We start from the raw sequence: 15,985 nt of genomic DNA on the forward strand, positions 1-15,985 counted from the left end.
CGCGCGCCGCCACGCCGCCCCGCCGCTGATTGTCGGTCACACGCTCTAACATCGAGAGGGTGAAGTCGAAGGCCGTGCCACTCGTGCCCGATCCGGTGTGCGTCGCCGTGCTCGGCCCCGTTGCCGTGCGCTCGCGGGCCGGCGGCATGATCGAACCGCCCGGGGTTCTGGCGAAACGATTTCTCGCCCTGCTCGCTCTCGCCGGCGGTCGCAGCGTATCGACCGCAACCATCGTCGACGAATTGTGGCAAGACGACCCGCCGGCCGGGGCGCGTTCGGCACTGCAGACCCTCGTCTCGCGCCTTCGATCGGTGTGCTCAGACGGGCTGATCGAGACGACTGCAGCCGGCTATCGACTGACCTGTGCGCCCGAGCAGATCGACCTCGGTCTCGCCCAACAGCGACTGGCGCAATCGAGTGGCTCACTCGAAGCTCTGCGTGACACGCTCGCCCTGTGGCGCGGCGAACCGGGCGGCGATCTCGGCGAATCTGATGTGACCGACGACCTGAGAGAGCAGGCCGACAGCGCACACGAGCTGCTGTCGCGGCTTTTCGCCGAGACACTGTTCAACGCCGGCGAATACGACGAGGCGCTTGGTGTCGCGCGAAGGCTTCGGCTCGAGCATCCGCTCGACGACACGGTAACCGGGCTGACCTTACGCGTGCTCAGCGCGGCGGGCAGACGCGCCGACGCCCTCGCCGAGTTCGAAGCGTATCGGCGGCGTTTGCGCGATGAGCTCGGCACGAGCCCCGGCCCCGAACTCGTCAGCCTGCACACGGCGCTTTTGCGCGAGACCAGCGAACTCGAGCCGTCGCCTGGTTCAGCGAGAGTGGATGCCTCGCTCCCCCGCCTCGGCGAGCCGGCTGCCTCAGCGCCCTCCCCCGCGGTGACTCCCCGGCGGTCTCCACTGCGGCTCGGCGTGAAGGCGCCGCCGAACGAGCTCATCGGTCGCGACCCCGACATCGCCGCCCTCAACCAGCTCATTACACGGGCCCGACTCGTGACGGTTCTCGGCGCGGGCGGCCTCGGCAAGACCCGTCTCGCGCAAGCACTCTCGAACGATGAAGCGCGCGGCGACACCGCCGTCATCTTCGTCGAACTGGCGAGCGTTCGGAGCCCTGACGACCTCGTGCTCGCCATCGGGCAGGCCAGCGGAATTCGCGAGGCGCAAGCGGCCAATCGCCTGCACGACCTGGCCGGCCGGCTCGACCTCAACTCCCGCATTCTCACCAGGCTGCGCGACCAGCCCACGCTTCTCGTGCTCGACAACTGCGAGCACATCGTCGACGCGGTCGCTGCGTGGGCGGCCGACGCGCTCGAGCAGGTGCCGTCGTTGCGAGTGCTCACCACGAGCAGGGCACCGCTGCAGGTGAGCGCCGAGTTGGTGTACCCGCTCGGGGCGCTGAGTGCGCTGAGTGCGCTCGGTGCGCCCCCGCAGGAGGCGCTGCCGAGTCAGCCCTCGCTAGGCCCCGCCGTGCAGCTCTTCTTCGAACGAGCGCAAGCGGCCCGGCCATCCGTCACCCTCAACCCGGAGACTGTGGCGAGGCTCTGCAACAGGCTCGACGGCATGCCGCTGGCCATCGAGCTGGCCGCGGCACGGGTTCGCACCATGACCGTCGATGAGATCGAACGCCGGCTGACCAACCGGTTCGCCCTGTTGACGGGCGGCGACCGAACCGCGCCCGCCCGGCACCAGACGTTGTGGGCCGTCATCGACTGGAGCTGGAATCTACTCACCGAACGGCAGCGCCAGGTGCTGCGCCGGTTGTCGCTCTTCTCTGACGGGTTCACCGAACAGGCGGCAGAGCTGGTGGCGGTGAGTACCGAGGCTGACGTCGAGGCAGGCACCGCAGCAGGCAGCGCCGCAGACCCCACCGCAGGCAGCACCGGCACTGGCGGCGCCGCAGACATCACTGCAGACATCGCTGCAGACCTCGAAGCGCTCGTCAACCAGTCACTGCTCACCGTGGCCGAGAGCGAATCAACCGGTCAGATGCGGTACCGCATGCTCGAAACCGTTCGCGAGTTCGGGCAGATGACCCTCATCGACTCCGGCGAAGACGCGGCGGCTATGGCGAGCATGGCCGCCTGGGCATCCAGCCTCTCCATCGAACTCATGCCGCGGCTCGACGGCCGTGGGCAGGTCGAAGCGTTTCGGCTCGTGCAAGACGAACAAGACAATCTCGTCGACATTCTCAGGCGAGCCCTCGCCGAACACGACGGGCGAACCTCGAATTTCGTCTTCGCGATTCTCTGCTCGTATTGGACCATGCGCGGCGCCCACTGGGAGGTGATCGGCTTCGGTCCTGCCTTTTTTGACGCAACGGCCGGGTACGATCCGCTCAGCGAGGGGCCGGATGATCGCTCCCAGCTCAGGGCGACCGCCGCCCTCGCGCGCTGCCTCGCTATCGTCGCCGTGGTCGGCCTGATGGGCGAACTTCGCACCATGGCCACTGCGCGGTCGCGATTGAAGAAGCTGACTCGCCTCGACGACATCGCCGACGAACGCATACGATCGGCCGCGCACCTGGTGATCGAGGCCGGGCGATTCGAAGACCTCTTCGCGCTACAGGCCAGGGCCATGGAGTCACCAGACCCCATGACTGCGGCGTTCGGCTTCGTCACGAGCAGCCAGGAGGCGGAGAACGACGGTGACATCGAACGTGCCGTTCACCTCGCGCAACGCGGTTACGACCTTGCCGTCACGACAGAAGACGAGTGGACCAAGTCGATGATCGCCTCCACTCTCGCCCAACTGCACACTCAACTCGGGCATCCTCGAGCCGCACTGAGCTGGGCGATGAAGGCGCGCGCGGGCCTCGCACTTTTGAACGCCGAAGACGACCTGCAACAGCTCGACTGGGTCACTGCGATGAATCAACTCAGTATCGGCGAGCTGAACGAGGCCGAACCTGCGTTTCACGTGCTGGCCGATCGCGCCGGTTCGCCCGGCACCTCGGTCGTTCACGACGTGATGACGCACGACCTTTCATCGATCGGCTGGCTGGGTCTCGCCGAAATCGCCCGCAAGCGTGGCGAAAGCGAAGCGGCCATCACTGGTTTCCACCGTGCATTCATCGAATACGGCACCATGGGCGAGCGAATGGCGCCGTGGTACCTGATGGTGAGCGCGGCGTACCTCGCCGCGCGGAGCCTCGATGGCTGGGGCGACGAGGCCGAAGACGCCTTCGCTTTTCGGGTTGCCCGGCGGGCTCGGGCGCGAACGCTTGCAAACGCGCGCATGGCGAGGCCCAGTCCGTTCGCTGATAAGCCCGTGCTCGGCTGCGTACTCGTGGGTCTTGCTGCGTTTCTGCTCGACCCGGGCCCGCATCACGACGAACAGACCGCGTTGGCGCTGCTGGCGCTCGGTGAGAGGCTGAACTCTCGCGAAGATTCGCCCGCTATGGGGCGTGAGCAGCATTTTGCTCGGGCATCCACTCTCGCCGGGGCAACTGCCGTGGCAGAAGCTCGCGCGCGCGTCGCCCACGCGACCCCAAACGAAAGCGCGGCACTCGCCGTCAGTGTTCTGAAGGAGTGCCGCGCGTTTCGCTGGTGATGCGTTTGGTTGCATGTTTGGTCTGGTGCTGAGTTTGCGTTTGGTTGCGCGCTTGCGTCAGGCCTTACGCATGTACGCCCGCACGGTGAGCGGGGCGAACACAGCCACCACGGCGGCGGCCCCGACGATCGCCCAGAGCGCGTCGAAGCCCACGGTGCCGTTGTTGGTGAGGTCACGCACCGCGGTCACCAGGTACGACACCGGGTTGATGTTCACGAACCACTCGAGCCAGCTGGGCATGGTGTTGGCCGGCACGAACGCGTTCGACAAGAACGTGAGCGGAAACAAGATCATCATCGAGATGCCCTGAACACTGGATGCACTGCGACCGATCATGCCGAAGAACGCCCAGATCCAGCTGATGGCCCACGAGCAGGCGATCACGAGAACCGCGGCGCCGAGAATGCCCCAGATGCCGCCGGCGGGCCGGTAGCCCATGATGAACCCCGTGATGAACGTGATGGTGGTGGCGATGGCGTACCGCAGGGTGTCGGCGAGAAGCGCACCGGCGAGCGGGGCGATTCGGGCGATCGGCAACGATTTGAACCGGTCGAAAACGCCCTTATCCATGTCTTCACGGAGTTGCACACCGGTGACGACCGAGGTCGTAATGACGGTCTGCACGAGAATGCCCGGGATGATCAGCGGAAGATAATTCGCCACGCTGCCCGAAATCGCACCACCGAAGATGTAGGTGAACATCACGGTGAAGATGATGGGCTGCAGGGTGACATCGAACAGCTGCTCGGGTGTACGGCGCACCTTGATGAGGCCGCGGCCGGCCATCGAGAGGGCGTTAGAGACGCCCTGTTTGAACGTGACGTGGTTCTTGAGCTCGCGATCAACACCAGGGGTGATGGTCGGGCGCAGGGTGAGGGAGGTCATGGGTGCACCTATGCTTTCTGAGATTCGAAGTCTGCTGCGGCGGCGTCAGCGGCGCTGACGGTGGGGGTGTTGGCGCTGGCGCCTGAGGCGGCGTCGTTTGAGCCGGCGGCGGCCGCGGCATCCTGAGCCTCTTCATCAGAGACGGAATGCCCGGTGAGCGAGAGAAACACCTCGTCGAGGGTCGGTTTCTGCACCGAGATCTCACTGAGCTCGATGCCGCGTTCACGCAGCACGACCAGCAAGTCGGTGACGGCCGAAACGTGCTCCATGGGAGCGGTGATGCGCGAACCTTCGGGCGAAACCACGGCGGTGGCGCCGAGCACTCGCTCGATCACCTCGCGCGCACTCTCGACCTCTTTCGGGTCGGTCAAGCGCACCTGCAGTGACGACGAACCGATCGACGACTTGAGCTCGTCGGTGGTGCCCTCAGCCACAACGGTGCCGCGGTCGATCACGGCGATGCGGTCGGCGAGCTGGTCGGCCTCGTCGAGGTACTGCGTGGTGAGCAGCACGGTCGAACCCGACGAGACCAGATCGCGAATCGTCTCCCACATTTGCGCGCGGGTGCGCGGGTCAAGACCCGTAGTGGGCTCATCGAGAAAGATGAGCGGCGGCTGAGCGATGAGGCTGGCCGCGAGGTCGAGCCGGCGGCGCATGCCGCCCGAGAAGTTCTTCAGCGGCCGCTTGGCAGCCTCGGTGAGGCCGAACTGTTCGAGCAGCTCTGCCGATTTGGCCCTCGCTTGCTTGCGCGTGAGCCCGAGCAACCGCGAGAAGAGCACGAGGTTCTCGGTAGCCGAGAGGTTCTCGTCAACCGAGGCGTACTGCCCGGTGACGCCGATCAGTTGCCGAATGATCTGCGGTTCGCGGCGAACGTCGTGGCCGAAGATCGTCGCCTCGCCGCCGTCGAGCTTGAGCAGCGTGGCGAGCATGCGGATGGTCGTGGTTTTGCCCGCGCCGTTAGGCCCGAGCACGCCGTACACCGTGCCGGCCTGCACCTGCAGGTCGACGCCGTCGACAGCGCGGTTGGCGCCGAAGAGCTTGACGAGCCCGTGAGCTTCGACAGCCCAGTCACGGTTCGGGGTGGCGGCGGTGGCCGCGAGCGGTGGTGCAATAAGTGAAGTCATGAGTAAGGCCTTTCATTCAGCCGGTTCACGTATGTGATGCGTCTACTCTGCGTCAGGGCGCTCACACAGCGCTTACGTGGTGCTCACACGGCGAGCACGCGGTGCGTTTGCGGCTCAGCAGAGGCCAATGTGAAGCTTCTGTTACGAAATCGTGACTTTATAGTGCAATACACAGGCCCGCCGAGGCCGCCGAGGCTAGCGTTGACGGCGTGAGTATTACAGCTATCAGTGCCTCGAAATCGCCTCTGCTGGGTGCGCCGACTGTGTCGACGCAGTGGCTCTGCGACCACATCGGCTCTGATTCGATCGTGGTACTCGATGCCACCGTTCTCTCGGTGCTCGCGTTCGGAGGTGACCGAGTGTGGCTTAGCGGGCTCGACGAATACCTGGTGAACGGCCATATTCCCGGTGCGCTCTTCGCCGATGTGATCGAGACGCTCTCTGACCCTGATCGTCCGTTCGGCTTCGCACGACCCTCCGCCGAACGGTTCTCTGCGGCCGTCACGCAACTCGGCATCGGCCCGTCAACGACCGTCATCGTCTACGACAACAGCCTCGGCCAGTGGGCCGCTCGCGTCTGGTGGCTCTTTCGCTCGTTCGGTCATGACCAGGTGGCGGTGCTCGACGGCGGACTGACCAAATGGAACCTCGAAGACCGCCCCACCGAGACGGGCTACGTCGAACCGACCGTCGCGCTCGAAGCGTTCGTCGCTGAAGAGCGGCATGGGTTCTGGGTAGAGAAGCCCTTCGTTGAAGATGTCGTCGCCGGGCGAGTGGATGCTCTGCTGCTCTGCGCGCTGCCTCCGAAAGAGTTCTCCGGTGAAACCGGCAGCCGTGAGCGGCGCGGGCACATTCCGGGCAGCGTGAACGTTGCCGCAGGTCGCCTGGTCGACCCTGAGACGCACGCGATGCTGCCCAAAAGCGCTTTGCGCGGCGCGTTCGCCGCCGTGCTCGAGGGTCGTGCCGATGGCTCTCGTGCGGCGGCCGATGATCGCATTGTCGTGTACTGCGGCGGCGGAATCGCGGCGGCGGCCGACGCACTCGCGCTCGCAGCGCTCGGTGAGTACAACGTCGCCGTCTACGACGGATCGCTGAACGAATGGAGCGCCGACCCGGCCGCGCCCCTGCTCAGTCTCTGATTCTGATCAGCCTGTGATTCTGCTCAGTCTCTGATTCGGCTCAGCCTGAGCATCACTTCCAACGTGGCGCCGAACGCGATGGGGCGCGCTAGCGCCAGCGGAGCAAGCGGGCCTATGGTTCGTCGCGCCGCGTCGAGGTAGATCTTCTCGGAATTCTCTGCGAACACGTCGAGCGAAGCCGCGGCCAGCGCGCTGAGCCCCGAGGGATACGCCCCTTCAGAAACGTCGCCATCGAACAGCAGCCCTCGGGATTCGAGCACCGGATCGCCTCCGCCAGGAGCCGTGAAAACGGCACCATCAGAGCGCGCCGAGGTTGCAGCGCCCCGGGCGGCGTCGATGAGAGCCTTGCCGGTCTGAACGTAGCGCGAGCCGGCCGCCGCGCTGCCGAGCGCACTACCGAGTCTCAACAGGGCCACCGCGAGCATTCCATAGTCTTCGAGGGTCGCCCGGGCATCCGATCGGCGCGAGCCCAGCGTTGCGCGCAGCACGGTGTGATCGTCACGAAAGTGGTGCTCGAGCAGAAAGTCAGCGGCATCGCGTGCTGCCGTCAGCCATCGGGCATTGCCCGACACCGTTGCGGCATGCGCGAGTGCAGCGATGGCGAGGCCGTTCCAGCCCGTCAGAATCTTCTGATCGAGTTTCGGTGCGACTTCACTCGCTCTGGCCTCGGCGTCGAGTGAGTAGTAGCCGCCTTCGGATTGACGGCCGCCGACGACGCTCTCGGAATCTTGTGCGGAGGCGAACCCACCACCGTCGATCTGAAGCACATCGATCAGAAAGCCGGCGATACCCGCCGCTGCCTCGGTAGCCCAGATCTCTGTCGGGTGCTGCTCTGCGACGGTCGTGTAGGCGTCGAGCAGCAGCGCATTGTCGTACAGCATGCGTTCGTAGTGTGGCTCGCTCCAGTTTGCGCGCGTCGCATACCGAAAGAAGCCGCCCTCAACCGGGTCACGAAGCTCAGACGCTGCCATCACCTTCAACGTTCGCAGGGCGAGCGGAGCCCTGGCTTCGAGCAGAAAATTGAGTACCGGGGCCACGGGAAACTTCGGGGCGCCGCCGAACCCGCCGTTAACCGTGTCTTCGTACGCCTCGAGTTCGGAGACCACTCCACGAAGTTGCTCGGGAGTCGGCAGCAGAATGCCCGCAGCACCATCAGCGCCCGCCTCATCGCTGTCGCTGCTCGACCTCATTACGGCCGTCAACTCGTCGGCGGTCGCGTCGACCTCGGCGCGTCGGTTCACCCAGGCGTCAGACACCGCGGCGAGTATCTGACTGAACGACGGGCTGCCGGGCATTGCCACAGGAGGGGAATAGGTGCCGGCGAAGAAAGGCTTCGCGCCTGGCGTGACGAACACATTCAGCGGCCAGCCCAGGTTCTGCGTAAATGCACCGGCCGCCGCGAGATAGGTCGCGTCGACTTCGGGATGTTCTTCTCGGTCGACCTTGATGGCCACGAATCCGGCAGTGAGTTGAGCAGCCAACACGGGGTCGCTGAAGCTCTCTCTCGCCATCACATGGCACCAATGACACGTCGAGTAGCCGATCGAGACCAACACGGGCACGTCGCGACGAACCGCCTCGGCGAAGGCCTCTTCGCCCCAACCGAACCAGTCGACAGGGTTCTCAGCGTGCGATCGCAAGTACGGGCTGATCGCGTCGCCCAATCGATTGGCCATGAAGCCAGCCTGCCACGGGTTGCCGCCCTCGCGGCGGTTTAGACTGAGGGGCTGATGAATCTGCCACCGATCACTTTTCCGCCCGAGCTGCCCGTCAGCCAGATGCGTGATGAGATCGCGCGCACCATCGCGGCGCATCAGGTTGTCATCATCGCCGGCGAAACGGGTTCGGGTAAGACTACCCAGCTGCCGAAGATCTGCCTCGAACTCGGCCGCACCAGCATCGGTCATACTCAGCCGCGCCGAATCGCAGCTCGTACCATTGCCGAGCGCATCGCCGAAGAACTCGGCCAGCAGGTCGGCGAGCTCGTGGGTTACCAGGTTCGGTTCACCGACCGGGTAGGCGCAGACACGAAGATCAAGCTGATGACCGACGGAATTCTGCTCAACGAGATTCACCGCGATCGGCTGCTCAAGAAGTACGACACGATCATCATCGACGAGGCCCACGAGCGCAGCCTGACCATCGACTTTCTTCTCGGGTATCTGCGCGAATTGCTGCCCAAACGCCCCGATCTCAAGGTCATTGTCACCTCTGCCACCATCGACCCCGGCAGCTTTTCGCGCCACTTCGGCGACGCCCCGATCATCGAGGTCTCTGGCAGAACGTATCCCGTGGAGGTGCGCTACCGCCCGCTCGTCGCCGACGGCGGCGCCGCCATGCTCGATGATGTCGACGACATCACAGACGGCGACATCACTGGCGTCGACATCACTGAAGGCGATGACCGGCGCGAGGTGAGCGGCGACCGCGGCTCGAAGCACAGCCAGACGAGTGATGCGGTGAATCGTGACCCGCTTGATGCGATCAACGAAGCTCTCGACGAGCTCGCTCGCGAAGGCGACGGTGACGTCTTGGTCTTCTTCTCTGGCGAGAACGAGATTCGGGATGCCGAAGAGGCCATTCGCGGGCGCCTGAACTCGGGCGGGGGCGGGGCTCTGGGGGCCGCTACCGAGGTGTTGCCTCTCTACGGGCGGTTGTCTGCTGCCGACCAGCACAAGGTGTTTCAGAGATCGTCGGCCCCGGGCATCCGGCGCCGCATCGTTCTGGCGACGAACGTGGCCGAAACGAGCTTGACTGTTCCGGGCATCAAGTACGTCATCGATACGGGAACAGCCCGCATCAGCCGCTACAGCGTTCGTTCGAAGGTTCAGCGTCTGCCCATCGAGGCTGTTTCGCAGGCGTCGGCGAACCAGCGGGCCGGTCGAAGTGGCCGAACCAGCGACGGCATCTGCATTCGGCTGTACTCCGAAGACGACTACCTCAGTCGACCTGAATTCACCGAACCCGAGATTCTGCGCACCAATCTCGCGGCGGTGATTCTGCAGATGATTTCGCTCGGCCTCGGCGACATCGCCTCGTTTCCGTTTCTGCAACCGCCAGACTCGCGCGGAATCAAAGACGGGCTCGATCTGCTGAGCGAGCTCGGCGCAGTCGACTCGGGTCACTCGAGCGGATTGCCTACCCTCACGAGAGTGGGTCGCGACCTTTCGCGCATGCCCATTGAGCCGCGCTTCGCGCGCATGGTGATCGAGTCGAAGCAGCACTCGACGAGTCGCGAGGTCATGGTCATCGTGGCGGGCCTCACTGTGCAAGACCCGCGAGAACGGCCCCTTGAGAAGCGTCAGCGAGCAGATGAGCTGCACGCCCGATTCACCGATGCGACAAGCGACTTTCTGAGCCTTCTGAATTTGTGGAACTACCTCGAGGCGAAACAGAGCGAACTCTCGTCGAGCGCTTTTCGGCGGTTGTGCAAAGGTGAGCACTTGAATTACCTGCGGGTTCGCGAATGGCAAGACGTTTTTCGGCAACTTCGGCAGCTCAGCAAGCCGTTGAATCTGACCCTCGGCGAGCCGTCGGTCAACCCTGACGGCATTCACCGCTCGATTCTTGCCGGCCTGCTCTCGCACATCGGGCTGAAAGACGTGGCGAAGAAAGACTACGTCGGCGCCAGGCAGACAAGGTTCAGCATTTTTCCGGGGTCGGCGCTTGCCAAGAAACAGCCGAACTCGGTGATGAGCGCCGAACTCGTGGAGACGAGCCGGTTGTTCGCTCGAATGAATGCGTCGATCGACCCGGCGTGGGCCGAACAGCTCGCCGGCGACCTGTGCAAGCGAACGTACTCTGAGCCGCACTGGGAGAAGAAACAGGGCGCAGTCGTCGCGTATGAACGAGTGACGCTGTACGGCGTGCCGATCGTAGCGAAGCGGCGAGTTCAGTTCTCGCGTGTCGACCCGGCCTATGCGAGAGAACTGTTCATTCGCCATGCCTTGGTCGACGGCGACTGGGAATCGCAGCATGCGTTCGATCGTGCGAACCAGCGTTTTCGCCGCGACCTGGCTGAAATCGAAGAACGCAGCCGACGCCGTGACCTGCTTCTCGACGACGAAGCGGTGTTCGAGTTCTACGACAAGCGAATTCCACGCGAGATCAACACGGCTCGCAGCTTCGACGGCTGGTGGAAAAAGGTTAGGCATGACACTCCAGATCTGTTGACGATGACGATCGACACTCTGGTGCCCGAGGGTGCACCAGAGATCGACGAGACGAAGTTTCCGACGGCCTGGCAGCAGGGCGACCAGCGCCTGTCGTTGAACTACCGATTCGAACCGGGAACCGAAGACGACGGTGTCAGCGTCACCGTGCCGCTGGCACTCCTCCCCCGCCTCGAACCCACCGGCTTCGAATCACAGGTGCCCGGTTTTCGCGAAGAACTCGTCACAGCACTCATTCGCTCTCTGCCGAAGAACCTGCGAAAGAACTTCGTGCCCGCCACAGATTGGGCACGCAAGCTTCTCGCCGCCCTGCCAGAGACGAGTGAATCGTCGTTCTTAGACGATCTCGCCCAAACCATGACGCGCCTCACTTTTGTCGCGGTTTCAGCTTCTGACTTCGATCGTTCGCGCATTCCTGCCCACCTTTCTGTTTCGTTTCGCGTGGTGGATGAACGGGGAAAGACGCTTGCCGCCTCGAAGAACCTCACCGAACTCCAGCACCGATTTCGTTCGGCTGCCCGCGAGAGTGTCGCCCGTGCATCCAGTGCCACCGCCAATGCCATCGAGCAAAGCGGCCTCACGTCGTGGAACTTTACGCAACTGCCACGGTTCATCGACACGAAGTCGGCGGAAAGTGTAATTCGCGCGTATCCCGCGATTGTGGAGGAGAAGACATCGGTCGCCATTCGCCTGATGAGCACGCAGGGCGAAGCCGACCGGCTCACACCACTCGGCATTCGTGCCCTGCTGCTGCTCACGGTGCCCTCGCCCGTGTCGTATGTGCGGGAGCACCTCACCCAGAACGAGAAGCTGATTCTGGCGACGAGCCCCTACCCGAGCATCCAGGCGCTCTTCGACGACACACTCAAGGCGTGCGCCGACGCTGTCATTCGCGAGACGCATGCCGACGGGCTGCTTTTCACACAGAGCGAGTTCGAGGCCGTGCGCGATCGTTTTTCGAGCACGGTGATGGAGTCGATGTACTCGGCTGTCGCAACCGTCGCCGCGAGCCTGACAAAGGCGCGTGATGCCGAGCGCGCACTCAAAAATGCGACAAGCGTTTCGCTTCTCGCCGCTCTGAGCGACGCTCGCGCACAGCTCGCCGCTCTCATCTACCCGGGCTTCATCTCCTCCACAGGCACGCCTCAGCTCAAAAGTTATCCACGGTACTTGACTGGCGTCGAGCAGCGCATGCAAAAGTTGCCTGACGCGCCGGCACGTGACCGGGCCTGGATGACGGAGGTACAGAATGCAACGACACGGTACGAGGCGGCCGGAGGCCCACTGCCGCTGCCCGACAACGCATTCACCACGGTGAGCGCCCCGATCATCCGGGCGCGGTGGATGCTCGAAGAACTACGTATCAGCCTGTTCGCTCAGGCTTTGGGAACCGATGGGCCGGTGTCGCTTCAGCGCATTCAGAAGGTGCTGAGCAGCTAGAAGCGCCCCAGTTTGGCAAACGGCAACTACCTCACCGTCTACCCGGTACACTAGATCAGTTGTGGCTAGCTATTCGAATCTTCTGAGAACCCGGGGCGTCGGGCGCATCATGGCTGCCCAATTGGTGGCTCGCTTTCCGTTCGGAATGCTGTCGCTGGCTTTTCTGCTGCACATTCAGCGGGTGCATGACTCGTACGGCTCAGCTGGATTGGTGCTCGCGGCACTGTCGATCGGCCAGGCGATTGCGGGCCCGCTGACGAGCAGGTTGATGGGTCGCTGGGGAATGAGACCGGTGATCGGCTCGACCATTGCGGTCTGTGCGGTCGCCATTTCGATCATCGCGCTAGTGCCTCTGAGCATTCCGGTGACCATGGGCGTCGCATTCGCGGCCGGCCTCACGATGCCACCGATTCAGCCTGCCGTGCGCACGATCTACCCCAAGATGGTGAACTCGAAGCAGCTCACCCCGCTGTTCTCGCTCGATGCTTCAGCGCAAGAGATCATCTGGGTGGTGGGGCCGGTGATCACCACCTTCACGGCAACTCAGATCGGCACCGTTCAAGGCATCTTGCTCGCCGTGATTTTTCTGGTTGTCGGTGGCGCCTGGTTCTTGACGAGCCCAGAACTCGGCAGGGTGCGCATTCCGCGAAGCCGCCGGCGCCTTGGTGCGGTTCTCGCGAAGCCTCCTGTGCTGCTCGCGACCATCGTGGGGTTCTTGCTCGTAGCCACGTGTGCCTCGGTCGAGGCAGGTGTCGTGTCGACCTTCGGCCACGGCGGGGCCGAGGCCGGCATCGTGCTCGCGGTTTTCGCGGTGGGTTCGCTGGTTGGCGGCCTGGCTCTCGGGCACACTCCGATCGGGCCGTGGGCTCTGACCCAACGCATGCTCATCGTTTTCGTCGGCATCGGGGTCTCGGCGCTGTCACTCAATGTCTGGTGGCTCGGCGTTTTTCTCTTTCTGGCCGGAGTCGGAATCGCCCCCGCACTCGCGGTGATGTTCTCGATCGTGTCGTCGAGTGTGCGCTTCAGTGACACGGCCGAGGCATACGGATGGGTGGGCACGGGTCAGCTCATCGGCGCTGCGGTGGGTTCGGCGCTGGCCGGATTCATGATCGACTCGCACGGGCCGAGCGGGGCGTTCGTGACTGCCAGCGCCCTTGCATTTGCCGGTTTTTTAGTGCCGCTGCTGGGTCGCCGCTGGCACCCCGACCTTCGGGGCAAAGACGCGAGCCCCATTCCCGACACCGAGCCGATTGCAACGGTCACCGGCTGAGCCCGAACAACGCAACGCGATAATGGAATGATGACGAGTTCACCGAATCTCACTCTGAACGATGGCAACAGCATCCCGCAGCTCGGTCTCGGGGTGTACAAAGCGTCGAACGACGAGGCCAGCCAGGCGGTTGAAGTGGCGTTCGAGGTGGGGTACCGACACGTCGACACGGCCACCCTCTATAACAACGAAGTCGGCGTGGGCGAAGCCGTCGCTCGAAGTTCGGTGCCGCGCGCCGAGCTCTTCGTCACCACCAAGGTCTACCAAGATCACCACGGGTACGACAAGGCTCGTCGGTCGTTCGACGAGAGCCTCGCTCGTCTGCGCCTTGACTACGTCGACCTGTTTCTCATTCACTGGCCTGCGCCCAAACAGAACCTCTACGTTGAAACATGGCGGGCACTTGAAAAGATTCAGGCCGATGGGCTTGCCCGATCGATAGGTGTTTCGAACTTTCACCCGCATCATCTCGAGCGACTCGCCGCAGAGACGAGCGTCGTGCCGAGCGTCAACCAGATCGAGCTTCACCCCTGGCTGCCGCAACGAGAGGTGCGCGCCTATAACGACGCACATTCGATTCGCACAGAGGCGTGGTCACCTCTCGCCCGCGGGCGTGTTCTCGACAACGCTGTGCTCGATCAGATCGGCGCAAAATACGGCAAGAGCGCGGCTCACGTTGTCATTCGGTGGCATCTTCAGCTCGGCAACGTCGTGATTCCTAAGTCTGTGACGCCGTCACGTATCGCGTCGAACTTCGACGTGTTCGACTTCGAGCTCGACGAAGGCGACCTCGCGCTCATCGCGTCGCTGGAGACGGGCGAGCGCACGGGCAAAGACCCCGACTTTCTCGACTGAGCCGCCTCGCCTGAGGCGCGTCGCCTGGGCCGCGCAGGCTGCGGCACCTACCAGCGCGAGTGGATGCTCGCCCGAAAGTACCGGTCGTAAATGTCTCTGACGCCGTCGTTGAACCGCTGCCCCAGTTCGGGCAACGACCCCGCCGCGGCGTTAGCTTCGGCTTGGCCCGGGTTTCGCGCGCCCGGAATCACCGTACTCACCCCCGGCTGCTGAGCCACCCACGCCAGCGCGGCGGTTGCGGGCGAAATGCCCGCTGCGACCAAGGCCCCAAACTCGCGCGCGGCCGCCAGCCCCGCGGTGTATTCGACTCCCGAAAACGTTTCGCCCACGTCGAAGGCACTGCCATCTCGGTTGTAGTTGCGATGATCGTTTTCGGCGAAAACAGTCTGCTCAGAGTATTTGCCGGTCAGGAGCCCCGAAGCGAGCGGAACCCTCGCGATGATGCCCACACCCGCTGCTCGCGCAGCAGGCAGAACCTCGTCAAGAGGCTTCAGCCGAAAGGCATTCAGAATGATCTGAATAGTCGCCGTGCCAGGCCGCGCGATGGCGGCAAGTGCCTGATCGGTGGTCTCAACGCTGAAACCGTAGTTGGCAATCACTTCTTCTGAAACGAGCGTATCGAGGGCGTCATAAACTTCGTCACTCTCGAAAACGGGCGACGGCGGACAATGCAACTGAACGAGGTCGAGCGTCTCAACGCCAAGGTTTCTGCGCGATCTATTCGTCCATGCGCGAAAATTCTCGAGCACGTAATTCTCTGGCAGCTGCTCGGCGCGGCGACCCATTTTCGTCGCCACGGTGATCTGGTGCCCCGGGTTCGCGGAGAGATAGCTGCCGATGAGCTGTTCGCTGCGACCGTCACCATACACGTCTGCCGTGTCGAACATGGTCACGCCAGATTCCACCGACGCATCGAGCACGGCAAGAGCATCCGCTTCTCTGACGTCGCCCCAGTCGGCTCCCAACTGCCAGGTGCCCAGCCCGATGCTCGAGACTGTGCGGTGTGTTCGGCCAAGTTCGCGGTATTCCATCGTTCAACCTTAGGGCCGGTGGGGCGACCTTCGGAGAAGGTGAGTGAATGTCAGTGGTTGGTGTTTGACTTGGGTCATGAACGAAACCGCTTCTTCTGCTGTGTCTCAGGGTGATGGGATGCGCGCGCTTATCGATGACATTGAAGTGCTGTCTGGGTGCCGTGCTGCCGCGCCCAATGGGCTTGCCGACAGCCCGGTGGCTGGGTTGTCTGATTCGGATGCGTTGGCTTCGTTGGTGTTGTGGGAGCGGTTGGGGAAGTTGGTTGATGCGGGCCGGGTGGCGGCTGCGGCCGATGTGGATGCCCGGTGTGAGGTGGCGCGAGGGGACGACCGTTTGACGGTGAGGCTGGGCTTTGCGACGGTGCAGAAGCTGCTTGCGGCGCACACGGGTACGTCGGTGTCGACGGCGGCTGACAGGGTGCGGCTGGGCCGTCGTATCCGCACGGATATGTCGCTCGCTGGGGTACCGAACCCGTCTCGGTTCCCCCGTGTGGAAGAAGCCCTCCGTACCG

Annotated in this window: 10 protein-coding genes; 6 read left to right on the top strand and 4 right to left on the bottom strand. The window is 63.8% G+C overall.

The features are described from left to right. The first annotated feature begins 59 nt into the window (after nucleotides 1-59). Nucleotides 60-3,557: an AfsR/SARP family transcriptional regulator gene (locus IEX24_RS10990; protein ID WP_188678061.1), complete on the top strand. Its 3,498-nt coding sequence runs from the start codon at nucleotides 60-62 to the stop codon at nucleotides 3,555-3,557. Between the two features lie 57 nt (nucleotides 3,558-3,614). Here the strand turns inward: IEX24_RS10990 and IEX24_RS10995 are convergent, their stop codons facing one another. After that, on the bottom strand, nucleotides 3,615-4,442 hold the full coding sequence (locus IEX24_RS10995) for an ABC transporter permease (protein ID WP_188678063.1): 828 nt from the start codon (nucleotides 4,440-4,442) through the stop codon (nucleotides 3,615-3,617). An 8-nt stretch (nucleotides 4,443-4,450) separates the two neighbouring features. Continuing rightward, on the bottom strand, nucleotides 4,451-5,566 hold the full coding sequence (locus IEX24_RS11000) for an ATP-binding cassette domain-containing protein (RefSeq protein WP_188678072.1): 1,116 nt from the start codon (nucleotides 5,564-5,566) through the stop codon (nucleotides 4,451-4,453). 209 nt (nucleotides 5,567-5,775) lie between these two features. On the opposite strand from IEX24_RS11000, the gene IEX24_RS11005 reads away from it, so the two are divergent. Further along, the gene (locus IEX24_RS11005; RefSeq protein WP_188678074.1) at nucleotides 5,776-6,705 is read left to right on the top strand and encodes a sulfurtransferase; all 930 of its coding nucleotides are present in this window, start codon (nucleotides 5,776-5,778) and stop codon (nucleotides 6,703-6,705) included. A 23-nt stretch (nucleotides 6,706-6,728) separates the two neighbouring features. Here the strand turns inward: IEX24_RS11005 and IEX24_RS11010 are convergent, their stop codons facing one another. Continuing rightward, nucleotides 6,729-8,381, bottom strand: a complete 1,653-nt coding sequence (locus IEX24_RS11010) for a thioredoxin domain-containing protein (RefSeq protein ID WP_188678075.1) — start codon at nucleotides 8,379-8,381, stop codon at nucleotides 6,729-6,731. A 54-nt stretch (nucleotides 8,382-8,435) separates the two neighbouring features. Between IEX24_RS11010 and hrpA the strand changes: the two genes are divergently transcribed. The 3 genes from hrpA to IEX24_RS11025 all read left to right on the top strand — a co-directional run bounded on the left by hrpA (nucleotide 8,436) and on the right by IEX24_RS11025 (nucleotide 14,442). Next, entirely contained in the window at nucleotides 8,436-12,317 is a 3,882-nt protein-coding gene (hrpA, locus tag IEX24_RS11015; RefSeq protein ID WP_188678076.1) for an ATP-dependent RNA helicase HrpA, read from the top strand. A 61-nt stretch (nucleotides 12,318-12,378) separates the two neighbouring features. Next, nucleotides 12,379-13,587 carry an MFS transporter gene (locus tag IEX24_RS11020; protein ID WP_188678077.1) on the top strand — a complete coding sequence of 403 codons (1,209 nt, stop codon included), beginning with the start codon at nucleotides 12,379-12,381 and terminating at the stop codon, nucleotides 13,585-13,587. A gap of 30 nt (nucleotides 13,588-13,617) precedes the next feature. After that, a complete protein-coding gene (locus tag IEX24_RS11025; RefSeq protein ID WP_188678078.1) occupies nucleotides 13,618-14,442 on the top strand; it encodes an aldo/keto reductase in 825 nt (274 codons plus the stop codon). Nucleotides 14,443-14,489: 47 nt separating this feature from the next. Here the strand turns inward: IEX24_RS11025 and IEX24_RS11030 are convergent, their stop codons facing one another. Further along, nucleotides 14,490-15,473, bottom strand: a complete 984-nt coding sequence (locus IEX24_RS11030; RefSeq protein ID WP_188678079.1) for an aldo/keto reductase — start codon at nucleotides 15,471-15,473, stop codon at nucleotides 14,490-14,492. Nucleotides 15,474-15,549: 76 nt separating this feature from the next. Between IEX24_RS11030 and IEX24_RS11035 the strand changes: the two genes are divergently transcribed. Then, the coding region (locus IEX24_RS11035) for a hypothetical protein (protein ID WP_188678081.1) at nucleotides 15,550-15,985 on the top strand (436 nt) is incomplete at its 3' end.

The organism is Subtercola lobariae (assembly GCF_014640255.1).
Taxonomy (GTDB): domain Bacteria; phylum Actinomycetota; class Actinomycetes; order Actinomycetales; family Microbacteriaceae; genus Subtercola; species Subtercola lobariae.